Origin of the sequence: Pseudomonas sp. Snoq117.2 (genome assembly GCF_900110545.1) — a bacterium.
GTDB lineage: Bacteria > Pseudomonadota > Gammaproteobacteria > Pseudomonadales > Pseudomonadaceae > Chryseomonas > Chryseomonas benzopyrenica.
The window spans coordinates 884864-902518 of sequence record NZ_FOED01000001.1; the positions used below are offsets into that span (position 1 = coordinate 884864).

A 17655-nucleotide genomic window follows, 5' to 3' on the forward strand; every position below is an offset into this window, starting at 1 on the left:
GACCTAGAGCAGCACGACATCGTACTGCTCCTGGGAATACATGGTCTCCACCTGGAATTTGACGGTACGGCCGATGAAGGCTTCGAGATCGGCGACGTTGCCCGACTCCTCGTCCAGCAGCCGATCCACTACCTTCTGGTTGGCCAGCACCAGATAGGAATTGGCCTGGTAGGCCCGCGCCTCGCGCAGGATCTCGCGGAAGATCTCGTAGCAGATGGTCTCGGCGGTACGCAGGATGCCGCGCCCCTGGCAGTTTGCGCAGGGCTCGCAGAGCACCTGGGACAGGCTCTCGCGGGTGCGCTTGCGGGTCATCTGCAGGAGACCCAGCTCGGTGATGCCGATGATGTTGGTCTTGGCATGGTCGCGTTCGAGCTGCTTTTCCAGGGTGCGGATCACCTGGCGCTGGTGCTCTTCGTCTTCCATGTCGATGAAATCGATGATGATGATGCCACCGAGATTACGCAGCCGCAGTTGGCGAGCGATGGCGGTGGCCGCCTCCAGATTGGTCTTGAAGATGGTCTCTTCCAGATTGCGATGACCGACGAAGGCGCCGGTATTGACGTCGATGGTGGTCATCGCCTCGGTGGGATCGATCACCAGATAGCCACCGGACTTGAGCAGCACCTTGCGCTCCAGGGCCTTCTGGATCTCGTCTTCCACGCCATAGAGATCGAAGATCGGCCGTTCGCCCGGATAGTGCTCCAGCCGCGTCGCCACCTCGGGCATCAGCTCCTCGACGAACTGGCCGATGCGCTGGAAATTCTCGCGGCTGTCGACGCGGATCTTTTCCGTGCGCGGCCCGACCAGATCGCGCAGGGCGCGCAGGGCCAGGGTCAGGTCTTCGTAGATGGGCACCGGCGTCGGCCCCTGGAGGTTTCCGGAGATCTGCTGCCAGAGCCGCCGCAGGTAGCGGATGTCGGCCAGGATGTCTTCTTCGCGGGCCGCCTCGGCGGCGGTGCGCAGGATGAAGCCGCCTTCGTGCTCGATGCCCTCGCTCTCCACGCAGCGCGCCATGATCGCCTTGAGCCGCTCGCGCTCGGCTTCGTCCTCGATCTTCAGCGAGATACCGACGTGGGAGGTACGCGGCATATAGACCAGGTAGCGCGACGGGATGGACAGATGGGTGGTGAGGCGGGCGCCCTTGGTACCGATGGGATCCTTGGTGACCTGGACCACCAGGGTCTGGCCCTCGCGCACCAGGGCATTGATGCTCTCCACCGCCGCGCCTTCGCGCTGGGAGATCTCGGCGGCATGGATGAAGGCCGCGCGGGCCAGGCCGATGTCGACGAAGGCCGCTTGCATGCCCGGCAGCACCCGCACCACCCGGCCGCGATAGATGTTGCCGACGATGCCGCGTCTCAGGGTGCGCTCGACGTGCACCTCTTGCAGCACACCGTTTTCCACGACGGCGACACGGGACTCCATGGGAGTGATGTTGATGAGGATCTCTTCGCTCATGGAGGACTCTTGGACGACGTGGAAGGGCAGAAAGGGGACCAAGGCGCCAGGCGCCTCAGGACTAGATGGTCGGCCGTCCGACAGACCGCCAACAAGGGATGGCGAAAGCGCTCAGCAGTTCCGCGGTTTCGCACAGCGGCAGCCCTACGACGGCACTGTAGCTACCCTGCAGGCCGCGCACGAACACCGCGCCGGCGCCCTGGATGGCGTAGCTGCCAGCCTTGTCGGCCGGCTCGCCGGTGTCCCAGTAGCGTTCGGCCTCCCCGGGCGCCAGGGGGCGGAATTCCACCGCGGCGGATACCACGCGACTCAGGCAGCGCTCGCCATCGGCGACGGCGACGCCGGTCACCACCCGGTGTAGGCGCCCGCTGAGGGCGGCGAGCATGGCCAGGGCGTCGGCGCGATCCCGGGGCTTGCCGAGCAGCTGGTCATCGAGCACCACGCAGGTGTCGGCGCCCAGCACGCAGCCGGCGGAGGCACCGGCCAGCACCTGCCAGCCCATCGCCGCCTTGGCCCGCGCCAGGCGCTCGACATAGGCGTCCGCCGCCTCGCCGGGATGGGGAGTTTCGTCCACCGCCGCAGCGACCTTCTGAAAGGCGACGCCGATCTGTTCGAGCAGTTCGGCGCGACGAGGCGAAGCGGAGGCAAGGTAGAGCTGGGGCATCGACGACGACCAGGCGACAGGAAGATGACGGGAGCATGCCAGTCCAGGACCCGCGAAACCAGTTCAGTTGACGCCGAATCTGAGGCGCAGCCCGCGGAGCAACAGATAGATCCACGGCCAGAGCAGCGCGCTGACCAGCGAGGGAGTGAGAAACACCAGGGTCGGAGGTCGGCTGCCGGCCAGGGCGTTGAGCCACAGTGCCAGCAGCTGGGCGATGCCGTAGATCACCAGCAGCACGAAGCTCTGTTGCCAGATGGGAAAGGCGCGCAATCGCTGCGCCAGGGAACGGACGAGGAACACCACCAGACTCAGCACCAGGGCGGTCTGCCCCAGCAGGTTGCCATAGAGCACGTCTTCGGCGATGCCCATCACCCAGGCGGTGAACAGACCGACGCGATGCGGCAGGGTCAGGGTCCAGAAGGTCAGCAGCATGGCCAGCCACAGCGGGCGGCCGATCTCCATGAATTCCGGCATGGGCGCGACGGACAGCAGCAAGCCGACCAGCAGGGTGAGCCAGATTACCCACCCCTTGTGGCCGATGCGCAGCGCCATCAACGATCACCCTCGTCCGGCAGTTCCGGTGCGGGTTGCTGAGTGCGACCTGGCGCCTGACTGCTGGCCGCCGGCTGCCCAGGGGTACCGGTCGCCCCGTGGACGGGTGGCTTGGTGGCAGGATGAGCGGTGCTGCCGTTGGCGTTCGCCGGAGGCTTGGTCGGCGTGGCGGGATGAGTAGCGCTACTGCCCTGGGCCGCTGCCGGCGGCTTGGTGGGGGTCGCGGTGCGACTGCCCGTGGTGGCCGCGGGCGCAGGCGTGGCGCTGGCTGCCGCCGGTTGCGCGGCCGAGGCCCCGGCCGGGGGCGGATTCGCCGGGGCGGCCGGACGCTGGGCCGCGTGGCGATCCGCGGCTTCCTGCGCCTCGGCAGCGTCATTGGCGCGCTGCTCGGGAGTGCGGGTATCGCTAAACACCAGCAGCATGTAGCGACTGCGATTGAGCTTGGCGGTGGGAATGGCGCGCACCACGGCGAAGGGTTGCCCCGAATCGTGGATCACCTTGGATACCGTGGCCACCGGATAGCCGGCCGGGAAGCGCTGCCCCAGGCCGGAGCTCACCAGCAGATCGCCTTCCTTGATGTCGGCGGTGTCGGCCACATAGCGCAGTTCCAGGCGCTCGGGGTTGCCGGTGCCGACGGCAATGGCGCGCAGGCCGTTGCGATTGACCTGCACCGGAATGCTGTGGGTCACGTCGGTGAGCAGCAGGACGCGCGCCGAATAGGGCATCACTTCCACCACCTGGCCCATCAGGCCGCTGGCGTCGAGCACCGGCTGGCCGACGAAGACGCCGTCCTTCGCGCCCTTGTCGATGATGATGCGATGGGTATAGGGATTGGGGTCGACACCGATCAGTTCACCGACCAGCACCTTGTCGTCCACCAGGGCGGCGGAATTGAGCAGTTCGCGCAGACGCACGTTCTGTTCGGTGAGGGCGGCGAGTTTCTGCAGGCGGCGTTGCAGCAGCAGCTGTTCGGCCTTGAGACGCTCGTTTTCCGCCATCAGCTCGGTGCGGCTGGAAAACTGATCGCTGACGCCTTCCCAGGCGCGCAGGGGAAAGCCCGCCACCTCATAGAGGGGCGAGAGGACCAGCGCCAGTTCGCTGCGTACCGGTTTCAGGTAGTCGAAGCGCGCGTCGGTGACCATGACACCCACCGAAAGGGCGGCCAGGATCAGCAGACGAATGCCCAGCGCCGGGCTTTTGCTGAAAATCGGCTTGATGGTGAGTTCCTCGCAGAACGCGCCCAGCGCTCCGGCTGCCAGGTACAGCCGGAGCGGGGCCTGTAGCCTGGAACTGCCTTATTCGGTGGACAGCAGGTCCATGGCGTGGCGATCCATCATGTCCAGCGCCTTGCCGCCGCCACGAGCCACGCAGGTCAGCGGGTCTTCGGCGACGATCACCGGCAGCCCGGTTTCCAGCGACAGCAGCTTGTCCAGGTCGCGCAGCAGCGCGCCACCACCGGTCAGCACCAGGCCGCGCTCGGCGATGTCGGAGGCCAGTTCCGGCGGCGACTGCTCCAGGCAGCTCTTGACCGCCTGGACGATGGTCGCCAGGGATTCCTGCATGGCTTCGAGCACCTCGTTGGAATTGAGGGTGAAGCTGCGCGGTACGCCTTCGGCCAGGTTGCGGCCACGGACGTCGATCTCGCGGACCTCGCCGCCCGGATAGGCGGTGCCGATTTCCTGCTTGATGCGCTCGGCGGTGGATTCGCCGATCAGGCTGCCGTAGTTGCGACGCACGTAGGTGACGATGGCTTCGTCGAAGCGATCACCGCCGACGCGGACGGATTCGGCATAGACCACGCCGTTCAACGAGATCAGCGCGATCTCGGTGGTGCCGCCACCGATGTCGACGACCATGGAACCATGGGCTTCCTCGACCGGCAGACCGGCGCCGATGGCTGCGGCCATGGGCTCCTCGATCAGGAACACCTCGCGGGCACCGGCGCCCAGCGCGGATTCGCGAATGGCGCGACGCTCGACCTGGGTCGACTTGCAGGGCACACAGATCAGCACCCGCGGACTGGGCTGCAGGAAGCTGTTCTCGTGCACCTTGTTGATGAAGTATTGCAACATCTTTTCGCAGACGCTGAAGTCGGCGATGACACCGTCCTTCATCGGGCGAATGGCGGAAATGTTGCCCGGCGTCCGACCGAGCATGCGCTTGGCGTCGGTACCGACGGCGACGACGCTCTTCTGGTTGCCATGGGTACGAATGGCGACGACGGACGGCTCGTTGAGCACGATGCCACGCTCGCGGACATAAATCAGGGTGTTGGCGGTTCCCAGGTCGATCGACAGATCGCTGGAGAACATGCCACGCAATTTCTTGAACATGAGGTGACCCTAGGCGGTGACAAGCAGGCACGCGACAGGACAAACGTGCGGGTAAAAAAGTGCGGCAGACTCTAACAATCGCAGGGATTTAGGGCAAGGCGCCGATATGCTAGATTGAGAGCTTTTCCGGGCCGTTAAGCCCCTGTTCAACGCGGCGCCCGACCCGCCCAGCCCGTCTCCAGCATACGCGGCCGCCAACCGGGTCACGCCGCCTTCCTGCTTGGAGAAGCCGATGGCGCTCGAACGCACCGACGTCGAAAAGATCGCTCACCTGGCCCGCCTGGGTCTCGATGAAGCGGATCTCGCCGCTACCACCGCTACCCTCAACGACATCCTCGGCCTCGTCGACCAGATGCAGGCCGTGGACACCACGGGTATCGATCCCCTCGCCCACCCGCTGGAAGCCACCCAGCGGCTGCGCCCCGACCAGGCCACCGAAGGCGACCGGCGCGCGGCCTACCAGGCCATCGCCCCGGCGGTGGAAGCCGGCCTGTACCTGGTCCCCAAGGTGATCGAGTGAGACACGACATGCATCAGCTGACCCTGACCGAGATCGCCGCCGCCCTGGCCGCGAAGGATTTTTCCGCCGAGGAATTGACCCGCGGCCTGCTGCAGCGGATCGAGCAGCTCGATCCCCAGCTCAACAGCTTCATCACCGTGACCGCCGATGCGGCCCTGGCCCAGGCCCGCGCCGCCGACGCCCGCCGCGCCGCGGGCGAGACCGGCTCCCTGCTCGGTGCGCCCCTCGCCCACAAGGATCTGTTCTGCACTCAGGGGGTGCTCACCAGCTGCGGCTCGAAGATCCTCACCGGCTTCAAGGCGCCCTATGACGCCACCGTGGTGGAGCGGCTGGCCGCGGCCGGTACCGTTTCCCTCGGAAAGCTGAATATGGACGAATTCGCCATGGGTTCGGCCAACGAATCCAGCCACTACGGCCCGGTGAAGAATCCCTGGGACCTCACCCGCGTCCCGGGTGGCTCCTCCGGCGGTTCCGCCGCGGCCGTGGCCGCGCGCCTGCTGCCCGCTGCCACCGGCACCGACACCGGCGGCTCGATCCGCCAACCGGCGGCCCTGACCAACCTCACCGGCATCAAGCCCACCTATGGCCGCGTCTCGCGCTGGGGCATGATCGCCTACGCCTCCAGCCTCGACCAGGGCGGCCCCCTGGCCCGCACCGCCGAGGATTGCGCCCTGCTGCTGCAGGCCATGGCCGGCTTCGATCCCAAGGACTCCACCAGCGTCGACCAGCCGGTGGACGACTACCGCGCCGCCCTGCAGCAGCCGCTGACCGGCCTGCGCATCGGCCTGCCGCGGGAATACTTCGGCGCCGGGCTGGATGCCCGCATCGGTGACAAGGTGCTGGCCGTGGTCGAGGCGCTGAAAAAGCTCGGCGCCACCGTCAAGGACATCTCCCTGCCCACGCTGCAGCACGCGATTCCGGCCTACTACGTCATCGCCCCGGCCGAGGCCAGCTCCAACCTGTCGCGCTTCGACGGTGTGCGCTTCGGCTATCGCTGCGAGAACCCGGTCAACCTGCAGGATCTCTACAAGAGGTCCCGTGGTGAAGGCTTCGGCGCCGAGGTGAAGCGGCGCATCATGGTCGGCACCTATGCCCTGTCGGCCGGCTACTACGACGCCTACTACCTCAAGGCCCAGCGCATCCGCCGGCTGATCAAGAACGACTTCGTCGCGGCTTTCGCCGAGGTCGACGTCATCCTCGGCCCGACCACGCCGAACCTGGCCTGGAAACTCGGCGAGAAGAGCAACGATCCGGTCTCCGCCTACCTCGAAGACCTCTACACCATCGCCGCCAACCTCGCCGGCATCCCCGGCCTGTCGATGCCAGCCGGCTTCGTCGACGGCCTGCCGGTGGGCGTGCAGCTGCTCGGCAACTATTTCCAGGAAGGCCGGCTACTCAACGTCGCCCACCAGTACCAGCAGGTCAGCGACTGGCATCGCCAGGCGCCGAGCGGCTTCTGAGGAAGGATAGAGACATGCAATGGGAAACCGTGATCGGGCTTGAGATCCACGCTCAGCTCAGCACCCAATCGAAGATTTTCTCCGGCAGCGCCACCAGTTTCGGCGCCGAGCCCAACGCCCACGCCAGCCTGGTCGACCTCGGCATGCCCGGCACCCTGCCGGTGCTCAACGCCGAGGCCGTGCGCATGGCCTGCAAGTTCGGCCTGGCCATCGATGCCGAGATCGCCGAGCGCAACGTCTTCGCGCGCAAGAACTACTTCTACCCGGACCTGCCCAAGGGCTACCAGACCAGCCAGATGGATCATCCCATCGTTGGCAAGGGCCACCTGGACATCACCCTGGAAGATGGCACCGTCAAGCGCATCGGCATCACCCGAGCGCACTTGGAAGAAGACGCCGGCAAGAGCCTGCACGAAGACTTCCACGGCATGAGCGGCATCGACCTGAACCGCGCCGGTACGCCGCTCTTGGAGATCGTTTCCGAGCCGGACATCCGCAGCGCCAAGGAAGCCGTGGCCTATGTGAAAGCCATCCATGCCCTAGTGCGCTACCTGGGCATCTGCGACGGCAACATGGCCGAAGGCTCGCTGCGTTGCGACTGCAACGTCTCGGTGCGCCCCAAGGGTCAGGAAGCCTTCGGCACCCGTGCCGAGATCAAGAACGTCAACTCCTTCCGCTTCATCGAAAAGGCCATCAACCACGAGGTGCAGCGCCAGATCGAACTGATCGAGGACGGGGGCAAGGTGGTGCAGGAAACCCGCCTGTACGACCCCAACAAGGACGAAACCCGCTCCATGCGGAGCAAGGAAGAAGCCAACGACTACCGTTACTTCCCCTGTCCCGATCTCTTGCCGGTGGTGATCGAGCCGGCCTTCCTGGCCGAGGTGCGCAGCCAGCTGCCCGAGCTGCCGACCGAGAAGCGTGATCGCTTCCAGAACGAATACGGCCTGTCGGTCTATGACGCCAGCGTGCTGTCCGCCAGCCGTGAGCTGGCCGACTACTTCGAGGAAGTCCAGCGGGTGAGCGGCGATGCCAAGCTGGCCGCCAACTGGGTGATGGGCGACCTGTCCAGCCTGCTCAACAAGCAGGACCTGGAGATCGGCCAGGCACCGGTGAGCGCGGCCCAGCTGGGCGGCCTGATCCTGCGCATCAAGGACGACACCATCTCCGGCAAGATCGCCAAGATGGTGTTCGAAGCCCTGGCCGCCGGCGAAGGCGCCAGCGCCGATGCCATCATCGAAGCCAAGGGCCTCAAGCAGGTCACCGACAGCGGCGCCATCGAGGCCATGCTAGACGAGGTCCTGGCGGCCAACGCCGCCCAGGTCGAGCAATACCGCGCCAGCGACGAAGCCAAGCGCGGCAAGATGTTCGGCTTCTTCGTCGGCCAGGCGATGAAGGCTTCCAAGGGCAAGGCCAACCCCGGCCAGGTCAACCAGTTGCTCAAGCAGAAACTGGAAGGCTGACGGCAGTCGCACGGGGTTACGGACCTGGGCTGACAGTCTCGGTCCGACCCCTTAAGCTGCTGCCGGTCGTTTTGCCAGGAGGCATCGAGATGCATCGGATCCACCGTGCCGGACTGCTGTCGCTGGTCCTGCTGTTCGCTGGTTGCGCCAGTCATGAGAGCTTCCCGCCACCGCTATCCTCCAGCGCGGCCCATGACTATCAGGACACCGGCATCGCGTCCTTCTACTCCAAGTGGCACGCCGGTCGCCGCACCGCCAGCGGCGAGAAGTACGACCCCAACGCCCTGACCGCGGCCCACCGCACCCTGCCCTTCGGCACCCGGGTCCAGGTCACCAACCTGGCCAACGGTCGCAGCGTAGTGGTCCGCATCAATGATCGCGGCCCGACGGTGCGTCGCCGGGTGATCGACCTGTCGCGCAGTGCGGCCGATCGCCTCGACATGGTGGCCGATGGCACCTCCAAGGTCAGCATCCGCAGCCTGGACTGACCGGTGCGCTAGCCTCGACAAGTCGGGTAGTCCGGCCATCGCGCACTGCACGTCGAAGCGCCTCTTGGCATGGCGGAATCCTCATGGCTGCGCTGACCTGATCGCCTAGGCCAGGGCAGCGCACGCAGGTAGCTTAGCAAGTGCCAGACACAACAAGGTTGCGCTCATGGCGGGAATCCTCCGGTTGCACCTTGCCCGGATGGCCAGGCGCCGCCCTACCCTTTCCAGGATCGGAGCGTGGTGGGTGATCCAGCCTGGCACCCAGACCTTCGTTCCCTCAAGCCCGCTGCACCCAGGTAAAACGGCAAAAAAAAGCCCGCGACCAAGCGACTGGACGCGGGTTGTGCAACAGGAAGAGAGGCCGTGAGGCCGCTCTTGGATAACCGTGGTTACTGCGGACCAAGCTTGTCCATCAGTGCCGCCAGTTGCTCGTATTCGTCCTGCTTGAGATCGGTCAGCGGGGTACGCACGGGACCGGCGTCGTAGCCAGCGATCTTGGCGCCCGCCTTGACGATGCTGACGGCATAGCCGGCGCAACGGTTGCGGATTTCCAGGTACGGCAGGAAGAAGTCGTCGATCAGCTTGCCGACCGCCTCATGATCGTCACGGGCGATGGCTTCGTAGAATTGCACGGCAGTCTTGGGAACGAAGTTGAACACGGCCGAGGAATAGACCGGCACGCCCAGCGCCTTGTAGGCAGCGGCATAGACTTCCGCGGTGGGCAGGCCACCCAGGTAGCTGAAGCGATCACCCAGGCGGCGGCGGATGGCGACCATCAGTTCGATGTCACCCAGACCGTCCTTGTAGCCGATCAGGTTCGGGCAACGCTCGGCCAGCTGCTCCAGATGGTGCGGCTGCAGGCGGCAGACGTTGCGGTTGTAGACCACCACACCGATCTTGACCGACTTGCAGACGGCTTCGACATGGGCGGCCACGCCGTCCTGGCTGGCTTCGGTCAGGTAGTGCGGCAGCAGCAGCAGACCCTTGGCGCCCAGACGCTCGGCTTCCTGGGCGTAGGCGATGGCCTGGCGGGTGGAGCCACCGACACCGGCGAGGATCGGTACGCTGCCCTGGCAGGTATCCACGGCGGTCTTGATGATGCCGCTGTATTCGCTGGCTTCCAGGGAAAAGAATTCACCGGTGCCGCCGGCGGCGAACAGCGCGGTCGCGCCATAGGGGGCCAGCCACTCCAGGCGCTTGGCATAGGTGTCGGGACGGAAGTCGCCGTTGGCATCGAAGTCGGTCAGCGGGAAGGACAGCAGACCGGAAGAGAGGACGTGTTTGAGTTCTTGTGGAGTCATCTTGAGTGCCTCGGCATAGGTTGGACTAAGGTGCGGCAGGTCCGCCACCTGTTGTAAGTCATCGTACAACCTCTTTTATGGAAGGGGCAAGCCCCAACCAGAAAAATGCTCCTTAAGACGCTCCAGCCCTGTTTCAGACCTCTTCCGCCTGACGCTCCATTTCTTCGTGAGCGCGTCTCAGACGCTCGCGACTGTTGCTCAGGTGCAGCCGCATGGCGGCGCGAGCCGCTTCCAAGTTGCCGTCTTCGATGGCCTGGACGATGGCTTCGTGCTCCGCATCCAGACGACGCTGGTAGAGTTGCTGGTCATCGTGGGCGAGATAGGCGGAATTGAGGCGGGTCCGGGGAATCAGCACCGTGCCCAGGTAGCTCATGATGTCGCTGAAATAGCGATTGCCGGTCGAGCTGGCGATCAGCAGGTGCAGCTCCAGGTCGGCGCTCACCGCGCGATCAGGCTCTTCGACGCCGGTGCGCATGGCTTCCAGCAATGCCCACATGGCCTGCAGTTGCTCGGCCGAGCGGCGCTGGGCGGCCAGACCGGCGGCCTCGACCTCCAGGCTGATGCGCAATTCGAGCATCGCCAGCACGTCCTTGAGGGTGGTAATGGTGGCCGGATCGATCGGCAGCGGCGACTCGGGGCGCCGCTCCAGCACGAAGGTGCCGATGCCGTGGCGAGTCTCCACATAGCCACCGGCCTGCAGTCGGGAAATGGCCTCGCGCACCACGGTGCGGCTCACGCCCTGGGCCTGCATGATGGCCGACTCAGTGGGAAGCTTGTCGCCGGGCTGGAACTGGCCATCGCCGATCTGCTGAATCAGCACCCCGACGACCTCTTCTGCCAGGCTACGGGGTCTTTTTCGGGGGCGGGATACGGTGGGTGCTGACATGGATTTTCGTACCAATTGAAGTAACTCCGGAATCATAGCACCCACCTTCCCCAAAACGCCCGATTTAGACCGCTTAGTCCATATCAAGGCACTTCGCCAACCGCTCTAGGACGCAGTTCTTGTCCCTCCAGCAGCAGGTGGCGGCGGTGGTAGGCGCGCAGACTCGGACGGTGGCCGACGCTGACCAGGGTAAGGCCGGGATTCTCGCTCAGCAGACGTTCGTAAAGGGCGCGTTCGTCCGCTTCGCTCAATGCCGAGCTGGCTTCATCGAGGAACAGCCAGTCGGGGGCATAGAGCAGCGCCCGCGCCAGGGCCACGCGCTGCTGCTCGCCCGGCGACAGGGTGCGCTCCCAATGACGGGCTTCGTCCAGGTGCTCGCGCAGGTGATCGAGGCGGCATTGATGCAGCACCTCGGCCAGGCGCTCGTCGGAATAGGCATCCGCCGGCTGCGGATAGGCCAGGGCTTTACGCAGGGTGCCTATGGGCAGATAGGGTTGCTGCGGCAGGAACAGCTGACGCCCCGGCGGTACGGCGATACCGCCCTGCCCTTGCCGCCAGAGTCCGGCCAGGGCGCGCAGCAGGGTGCTCTTGCCGCTGCCCGAGGCGCCTTCGATCAGCAGGTGCTCACCACGGGCGATGCGCAGATCGGTGGGGTGCAGCAGCAACCGGCCGGCGGCCCCCAGGGAAAGCCCTTCCAAAACCAGGTCGCTGTCACTGGCATGGGGCACCAGGATATCGGTCTCCTGGCTGAATTCGGCCATGGCCTCGCGGAACGTCAGCAGACGGTCGGAGACGGCGCGCCAGCCGGCCAGACTGACGTAGGCGTCGACGAACCAGCTGAGGCTTTCCTGGACATTGCCGAAGGCCGAGTTGATCTGCATCAGATCGCCCAGCTGGATCTTGCCGGAGAAGTAACGCGGCGCCGCCAGGACGAAGCCAGCGATGATGGCGATCTGGCTGTAGCCGGCCGTAAAGAAGGTCAGTCGCTTGGTGTAGTTCATCACCAGGTGGTAGTTGCCCCAGACATAGCCGAAGCGCTCCAGCAGACGCTGGTGTTCGTTGGATTCACCGCGAAACAACGCCACGCTCTCGGCCTTTTCGCGGACGCGGATCAGGCCGAAGCGCAGGTCGGCTTCATAACGCTGCTGCTGGTTATAGAGGCCGATCAGCCGACGGCCGATGAGGTGGGTCAGCCAGGTACCGATGGTGGCGTAGATCAGCGCGGCCCAGAACATATAGGCCGGAATGGTGATGCCGAACAGGGTGATGTCGCCGGAGATGCCGAACAGGATGATGCTGAAGGACACCAGGCTGACCACGGTACGGATGAAGCCCAGGCCCAGACTCAGGGTGGTGTCGGCGAAGTCGCGGATGTCTTCGGTGAGGCGCTGGTCGGGGTTGTCGGCGCCACCTTCGCGTTCCAGCTGGTAGTAGTTGCGATCGGACAGCCAGAGGCCGAAGTGCTTTTCGGTCAGCCAGCGCCGCCAGTTGATGGTCAGCGCCTGGGTCAGGTACAGCCGGTACACCGCCAGCAGGATGGCGGTGGTCGCCAGGCCGCAGAAGTACAGCATCAGCCGGATGAAGGCGGCCAGATCGCGATTCTGCAGGGCATCATAGAAGTAGCGATACCAGGTGTTCAGGGCCACGGACAAGCCGACCCCGGCCAGGGACAGGGCGATGACCACGGACAGCAGGAGCCAGGCCTTGCCCTTCTCTTCACTGCGCCAGTAGGGGGTGATCAGGGCCCAGACGCGGGCCAGGAAATGCCCACGGGAAGCCCCGTAGACGGAGGGCACGGGTACGGCGGATTCGGACATGCTCGGACTCTCAAGGACTGCTCAACGAGACGCCTGCACAGCCTATGCCGGAAAGCCTGAACGAATTCTGACTGAAACAATGTAACACTCATCGTCCATGGCGCGTGGACGATGAGGCTCGCTCAGCGGCGTACGGGGCGCTTCTGCAGCTTGCGCTGCAGGGTCCGGCGGTGCATGCCCAAGGCGCGGGCGGTCGCCGAGATGTTGCCTTCGTGCTCGGACAGTACCCGCTGGATGTGTTCCCACTGCAGGCGATCCACCGACATGGGATTGTCCGGTACCAGGGTGTCGAGATCGGCGTGCTGGGCGAGCAGAGCGGCCAGGACGTCGTCGGCGTCGGCCGGCTTGCACAGGTAGTTGGTGGCGCCGCGCTTGATGGCTTCCACGGCGGTGGCGATGCTGGAATAGCCGGTCAGCAAGACCACGCGCATGTCCGGATGCAATTCCAGCAGCTTGGGCAGCAGCACCAGGCCCGAGTCGCCTTCCATCTTCAGGTCGACCACGGCGTAGTCCGGCAGGTCGTCCTTGGCCAGCTGCAGGCCTTCTTCGGCGCTGTCGGCGATGGACACGCGCAGGCCGCGACGGTCCATGGCGCGAGCCATTACCCGGGTAAAGGTAGGGTCGTCGTCGACCAGCAGGATATGGGGCTGGTCGTCGAAACCGCTGTTGAGGTCGTCAGTCATAGAATTCTCCAGGCATTCACGCCAGGGCGTAGTGCCGCGGCAGGCGCAATTCGGTCAGGGTGCCGCCTTCTTCGTGATTGTAGAGCTTCACCGTGCCACCGGCGCGGGTGACGCTGGCCTGGCTGAGGAACAGGCCCAGGCCGAAGCCCTTGCCCTTGGTGGTGAAGAAGGGCTTGCCCAGCTGCTCGGCGATGGCCAGAGGCACGCCGGCGCCATGGTCGCGGATCGACAGGCACAGCTCGCGAGCATCCCAGTGCAGACGGATGGCCAGGTTTTCCGGGCAGGCGTCGGCGGCATTGTTGAGTAGATTCAGCAGCGCCTGGGTAAGTTCGACCGGCGGCGTCAGCCGCGGCGGCGTGCCCAGACTCACCACCTCGAAACTGTAGCTGGCTTCCGGGCGCATCAGGTGCCAGCGATCCATGGTCGCCTCCAGCCACTCCACGGCGGTCTGTTCCTGCACCGTCTGCCGGCGGTCGGCCTCGGCGGCGCGCACCAGTTGCTGCAGGGTCTGCTTGCACTGGCCGACCTGCGCCTGCAACAGCTTGAGGTCCTCGCTCAGGGTCGGCTGATTGGCATGCTCCTGCTGTAATTCCTTGAGCAGCACGCTCATGGTGGACAGCGGCGTGCCCAGTTCGTGGGCAGCGCCCGCGGCCTGGGTGGCCACCGCCAGCAGTTGCTGGTCGCGCATGGCTTGCTCGCGGCGCTGGGCCTGCAGATTTTCCTGTTCGCGCAGGGCGGTGGCCATGCGCGCGACGAACAGGGTGATGACGGCGGCGGACAGGGCGAAGCTCAGCCACATGCCGTAGCTGAGCACCGCACCGTCGTTGGCCACCAGCAGGTGCAGCGGCTCGTAGGACAGCAGCATCAGCGAGAAGACCACCAGGGTCAGGGCCGCCAGTACCAGGGTGTAGAGCCAGGGCAGCGTGGCCGCAGCGATGGTCAGGGGCACCAGGTAATAGGAGGCGAAGGGGTTGGTCGGACCTCCGGCGAAATACAACAGGGCGCTGTGGATGGCCAGGTCGCAGCCCAGGTGCGCGGCATATTCCTGCTCGGTGACCGGCCAGGGGCGGGTCAGCCGCAAGGCGGCGAACAGGCAGAGCACCGCGGAGACGCCCAGGGTGATGGCCAGGGCCGTCCAGGGCAGCTGGACGATGCCCGACAGCCGGGCGATGCCGACCGAGCCGGCCTGGGCGGCCAGCACCAGCACGCGGATAAGCACCAGGCGCCCGAGATTCTGGCGATTGGCGGACAACCATTGAACGGGCAAGGAGAACATGCGAGGTTCCAGGCGCAAGAAACGATCGAGACGGCAGCCCCTGGCGGGCCTGCCCGTCAGAGCAGACTCGCCATTATAGCGAGAGCCGTTCGCCCTCAGCCGCCGACGCGGCAAAGCGACGCACCAACCGGCGGGTCTGAGGTCACACCGCTGTCGTACCGCCAATCAGGAGAACACCATGACCCCTTCCCTACGCCCGCTCGCGCTGGGCGCCGCCCTGTTCAGTGCCCTGCTCGCCACCGGCGCCCAGGCCGACGAACCGCGCTACAACCAGATCAGCCTGAGGGCCGAGGTCAGTCGTGAAGTGCCGCGCGACCGCATGCAGGTCATGCTCTATACCGAAAGCCAGGGCCAAGATCCGGCGGCCCTGGCCAGCGACACCACCAAGACCCTCAACGCGGCCCTGGAACAGGCACGCAAGGTCAAAGGCGTGGATGTCTCCCTGGGCAATCGCAACACCTATCCAGTCTACGAAGACCAGGGCCGGGCGATCAACGCCTGGCGCGAGCGCGGTGAACTGCGCCTGGAAAGCGCCGACTTCGCCGCCCTGTCCAAGCTGACCGGCGAACTGCTGGGCAGCCTGAAGATGGGCAATCTGCAATTCACCATCGCCGACGGCACCCGCAAGCAGCAGGAGGACGCTCTGTTCAAGGACGCCGTGGCCGCCTTCAAGGCACGTGCCCAACTGGCCACCGAGGCCCTGGGTGGCTCGGGCTATCGCATCGTCAATCTGGACCTGGGCACCAGCGGTGTTCCCCAGCCGCTGCCGATGCTGCGCATGTCGGCGATGAAGGCTGCCAGTGATGCCGTGACCCCTGACGTCGCCCCGGGTACGACCACTGTCGAAGTGACGGCTGGCGGTACCATCGAAGTACAGATGCCCTGATCTAGTGCAGAAAAGTAACAATGCTGTCTCGGTGCGCACTTTTGGTGCGCACCTATTTCCAGTTGCGACACCTCGTCTTACATCTTTGCGACATCTGTTTTGTGTTTGGGTCACCTTGGGTCAATAGCTCGCCTGAGCTATGGACATGGGCATAAGCTGTGCATGTGGGCTCATTTGTCCACAAGACACCGGCATTCTGTTTCGCAACGCCACATCGTGTTGCGCCGTCCCCGACATGAGGTCTCCATGCACAAGAACGTACTCGCTGCCCTCTTCGCTTCCGGTCTGCTAGCCGGCGCACCCCTGGCCCAGGCGACCAACCTGGTGTTCTGCTCCGAAGGCAGCCCGGCCGGCTTCGATCCGGCGCAATACACCACCGGCACGGACTTCGATGCGTCGGCGGAAACCATCTTCAACAAGCTGACCCAGTTCGAGCGCGGCGGTACCCAGGTCAAGCCGGGTCTGGCGGAAAGCTGGGACATCAGCGAAGACGGCAAGGTCTACACCTTCCATCTGCGCAAGGGCGTGAAATTCCACACCACGGACTACTTCAAGCCGACCCGCGAGTTCAATGTCGATGACGTGCTGTTCACCTTCCAGCGCATGCTGGACAAGAACAATACGTTCCGTAAGGCCTACCCCACCGAATTCCCCTACTTCACCGACATGGGCCTCGACCAGAACATCGCCAAGGTGGAAAAGGTCGACGACCACACGGTGCGCATGACCCTCAACGAAGTGGATGCCGCCTTCCTGCAGAATCTGGCGATGCCCTTCCCGTCGATCCAGTCGGCCGAGTACGCCGACAAGCTGCTCAAGGCCGGCAAGGCGGCCGAGATCAACCAGAAGCCTATCGGCACCGGCCCCTTCGTGTTCAGCCGCTACCAGAAGGATGCGGTGATCCGCTACAAGGCCAATCCGGACTACTGGGACAAGGTCGATGGTCCCAAAGTGGACAACCTGATCTTCTCCATCAACACCGATCCTTCGGTGCGGATGCAGAAACTCAAGGCCGGTGAATGCCAGATCACTGTCTACCCGCGTCCGGCGGACCTGGATGGCCTGAAGAAGGATCCGAATCTCAAGCTGCCGTCGCAGCCGGGCTTCAACCTGGGCTATATCTCCTACAACGTCGAGCATGGCGAACTGACCAAGCTCAAGGTGCGCCAGGCCATGGACATGGCCGTCAACAAGGAGGCCATCATCAATGCCGTCTACCAGGGCGCTGGCCAGGTAGCGGTCAATAGCATGCCGCCGACGCAGTGGTCCTACGACAAGTCCATCAAGGACGCGCCCTACGATCCGGAAAAGGCCAAGGCCCTGCTCAAGGAAGCCGGCTTCAAGGAAGGCACCGAGCTCACCCTCTGGGCCATGCCGGTGCAGCGCCCCTACAACCCCAACGCTCGTTTGATGGCGGAAATGCTGCAGCAGGACTGGGCCAAGATCGGCGTCAAGACCAAGATCGTCAGCTACGAATGGGGCGAGTACATCAAGCGCTCCAAGAGCGGTGAGCAGGACATCATGCTGATCGGCTGGAGCGGCGATAACGGTGACCCGGACAACTGGCTGGCGACCCTCTTCGGCTGCAAGGCCATTGGCGGCAACAACTTCTCTCGCTGGTGCTACCAGCCGTTCGAGGACCTGGTGGTCAAGGCCAAGCGCGTGACCGACCAGGGCGAACGCACCAAGCTCTACGAGCAGGCCCAGCAGGTGCTCAAGCAGCAGGTGCCCATGACGCCCATCGCGCATTCCACGGTCTATATGCCGATGCGCAAGGAAGTCCAGGACTACAAGATCAGCCCCTTCGGGTTGAACGAGTTCTACGGCGTCAGCGTCAGCAAGTGAAGCCGCTTGGCCAGGGTCGGGAG

16 protein-coding genes are annotated in these 17655 nt (G+C 65.0%); 6 read left to right on the forward strand and 10 right to left on the reverse strand.

Annotated features, from left to right (window positions below):
- Positions 1-3 precede the first annotated feature (3 nt).
- The 5 genes from rng to mreB all read right to left on the reverse strand — a co-directional run bounded on the left by rng (position 4) and on the right by mreB (position 5007).
- Positions 4-1458, reverse strand: coding sequence for a ribonuclease G (gene rng, locus BMZ43_RS04460; protein WP_017642380.1), 1455 nt, complete (start codon positions 1456-1458; stop codon positions 4-6).
- A 61-nt stretch (positions 1459-1519) separates the two neighbouring features.
- Positions 1520-2122 (reverse strand): Maf family protein, encoded by a 603-nt coding sequence (locus tag BMZ43_RS04465; protein ID WP_093250334.1) that lies wholly within the window; start codon positions 2120-2122, stop codon positions 1520-1522.
- Between the two features lie 63 nt (positions 2123-2185).
- A complete protein-coding gene (gene mreD, locus BMZ43_RS04470) occupies positions 2186-2674 on the reverse strand; it encodes a rod shape-determining protein MreD (protein ID WP_017642382.1) in 489 nt (162 codons plus the stop codon).
- Entirely contained in the window at positions 2674-3882 is a 1209-nt protein-coding gene (mreC, locus tag BMZ43_RS04475) for a rod shape-determining protein MreC (protein WP_093250337.1), read from the reverse strand. The genes mreD and mreC overlap by 1 nt, the downstream gene beginning before the upstream one ends.
- A gap of 87 nt (positions 3883-3969) precedes the next feature.
- On the reverse strand, positions 3970-5007 hold the full coding sequence (mreB, locus tag BMZ43_RS04480) for a rod shape-determining protein MreB (RefSeq protein ID WP_007159533.1): 1038 nt from the start codon (positions 5005-5007) through the stop codon (positions 3970-3972).
- Between the two features lie 232 nt (positions 5008-5239).
- Here mreB and gatC point away from each other — a divergent pair, with 232 nt between their 5' ends.
- From gatC to BMZ43_RS04500, 4 genes are all read left to right on the forward strand, one after another.
- Positions 5240-5527 (forward strand): Asp-tRNA(Asn)/Glu-tRNA(Gln) amidotransferase subunit GatC, encoded by a 288-nt coding sequence (gene gatC, locus BMZ43_RS04485; protein ID WP_017642385.1) that lies wholly within the window; start codon positions 5240-5242, stop codon positions 5525-5527.
- A gap of 8 nt (positions 5528-5535) precedes the next feature.
- Positions 5536-6987 (forward strand): Asp-tRNA(Asn)/Glu-tRNA(Gln) amidotransferase subunit GatA, encoded by a 1452-nt coding sequence (gene gatA, locus BMZ43_RS04490; protein WP_093250342.1) that lies wholly within the window; start codon positions 5536-5538, stop codon positions 6985-6987.
- Between the two features lie 14 nt (positions 6988-7001).
- Entirely contained in the window at positions 7002-8450 is a 1449-nt protein-coding gene (gene gatB, locus BMZ43_RS04495) for an Asp-tRNA(Asn)/Glu-tRNA(Gln) amidotransferase subunit GatB (protein WP_017642387.1), read from the forward strand.
- 89 nt (positions 8451-8539) lie between these two features.
- Entirely contained in the window at positions 8540-8938 is a 399-nt protein-coding gene (locus BMZ43_RS04500; RefSeq protein ID WP_093250347.1) for a septal ring lytic transglycosylase RlpA family protein, read from the forward strand.
- Between the two features lie 389 nt (positions 8939-9327).
- Here BMZ43_RS04500 and kdgD read toward each other — a convergent pair whose 3' ends face one another.
- From kdgD to BMZ43_RS04525, 5 genes are all read right to left on the reverse strand, one after another.
- Entirely contained in the window at positions 9328-10239 is a 912-nt protein-coding gene (gene kdgD, locus BMZ43_RS04505; protein WP_017642389.1) for a 5-dehydro-4-deoxyglucarate dehydratase, read from the reverse strand.
- A 133-nt stretch (positions 10240-10372) separates the two neighbouring features.
- On the reverse strand, positions 10373-11125 hold the full coding sequence (locus BMZ43_RS04510; RefSeq protein ID WP_026083998.1) for a FadR/GntR family transcriptional regulator: 753 nt from the start codon (positions 11123-11125) through the stop codon (positions 10373-10375).
- A gap of 83 nt (positions 11126-11208) precedes the next feature.
- Positions 11209-12942, reverse strand: a complete 1734-nt coding sequence (locus BMZ43_RS04515; protein ID WP_093250352.1) for an ABC transporter ATP-binding protein/permease — start codon at positions 12940-12942, stop codon at positions 11209-11211.
- Positions 12943-13064: 122 nt separating this feature from the next.
- On the reverse strand, positions 13065-13625 hold the full coding sequence (locus tag BMZ43_RS04520; RefSeq protein ID WP_017642392.1) for a response regulator transcription factor: 561 nt from the start codon (positions 13623-13625) through the stop codon (positions 13065-13067).
- Between the two features lie 16 nt (positions 13626-13641).
- Entirely contained in the window at positions 13642-14901 is a 1260-nt protein-coding gene (locus BMZ43_RS04525; RefSeq protein WP_017642393.1) for an ATP-binding protein, read from the reverse strand.
- 178 nt (positions 14902-15079) lie between these two features.
- On the opposite strand from BMZ43_RS04525, the gene BMZ43_RS04530 reads away from it, so the two are divergent.
- Positions 15080-15787, forward strand: a complete 708-nt coding sequence (locus BMZ43_RS04530; protein WP_064307242.1) for an SIMPL domain-containing protein — start codon at positions 15080-15082, stop codon at positions 15785-15787.
- A 246-nt stretch (positions 15788-16033) separates the two neighbouring features.
- Positions 16034-17632 (forward strand): ABC transporter substrate-binding protein, encoded by a 1599-nt coding sequence (locus tag BMZ43_RS04535; protein WP_064307243.1) that lies wholly within the window; start codon positions 16034-16036, stop codon positions 17630-17632.
- Positions 17633-17655 lie beyond the last annotated feature (23 nt).

Excerpts from the sequence above, each read along its gene's own strand:
- rng (WP_017642380.1), bottom strand. The coding sequence starts at position 1,458 with ATGAGCGAAGAGATCCTCATCAACATCACTCCCATGGAGTCCCGTGTC.
- BMZ43_RS04465 (WP_093250334.1), bottom strand. The coding sequence starts at position 2,122 with ATGCCCCAGCTCTACCTTGCCTCCGCTTCGCCTCGTCGCGCCGAACTG.
- mreD (WP_017642382.1), bottom strand. The coding sequence starts at position 2,674 with ATGGCGCTGCGCATCGGCCACAAGGGGTGGGTAATCTGGCTCACCCTG.
- mreB (WP_007159533.1), bottom strand. The coding sequence starts at position 5,007 with ATGTTCAAGAAATTGCGTGGCATGTTCTCCAGCGATCTGTCGATCGAC.
- gatC (WP_017642385.1), top strand. The coding sequence starts at position 5,240 with ATGGCGCTCGAACGCACCGACGTCGAAAAGATCGCTCACCTGGCCCGC.
- gatA (WP_093250342.1), top strand. The coding sequence starts at position 5,536 with ATGCATCAGCTGACCCTGACCGAGATCGCCGCCGCCCTGGCCGCGAAG.
- gatB (WP_017642387.1), top strand. The coding sequence starts at position 7,002 with ATGCAATGGGAAACCGTGATCGGGCTTGAGATCCACGCTCAGCTCAGC.
- BMZ43_RS04500 (WP_093250347.1), top strand. The coding sequence starts at position 8,540 with ATGCATCGGATCCACCGTGCCGGACTGCTGTCGCTGGTCCTGCTGTTC.
- kdgD (WP_017642389.1), bottom strand. The coding sequence starts at position 10,239 with ATGACTCCACAAGAACTCAAACACGTCCTCTCTTCCGGTCTGCTGTCC.
- BMZ43_RS04510 (WP_026083998.1), bottom strand. The coding sequence starts at position 11,125 with ATGTCAGCACCCACCGTATCCCGCCCCCGAAAAAGACCCCGTAGCCTG.
- BMZ43_RS04515 (WP_093250352.1), bottom strand. The coding sequence starts at position 12,942 with ATGTCCGAATCCGCCGTACCCGTGCCCTCCGTCTACGGGGCTTCCCGT.
- BMZ43_RS04520 (WP_017642392.1), bottom strand. The coding sequence starts at position 13,625 with ATGACTGACGACCTCAACAGCGGTTTCGACGACCAGCCCCATATCCTG.
- BMZ43_RS04525 (WP_017642393.1), bottom strand. The coding sequence starts at position 14,901 with ATGTTCTCCTTGCCCGTTCAATGGTTGTCCGCCAATCGCCAGAATCTC.
- BMZ43_RS04530 (WP_064307242.1), top strand. The coding sequence starts at position 15,080 with ATGACCCCTTCCCTACGCCCGCTCGCGCTGGGCGCCGCCCTGTTCAGT.
- BMZ43_RS04535 (WP_064307243.1), top strand. The coding sequence starts at position 16,034 with ATGCACAAGAACGTACTCGCTGCCCTCTTCGCTTCCGGTCTGCTAGCC.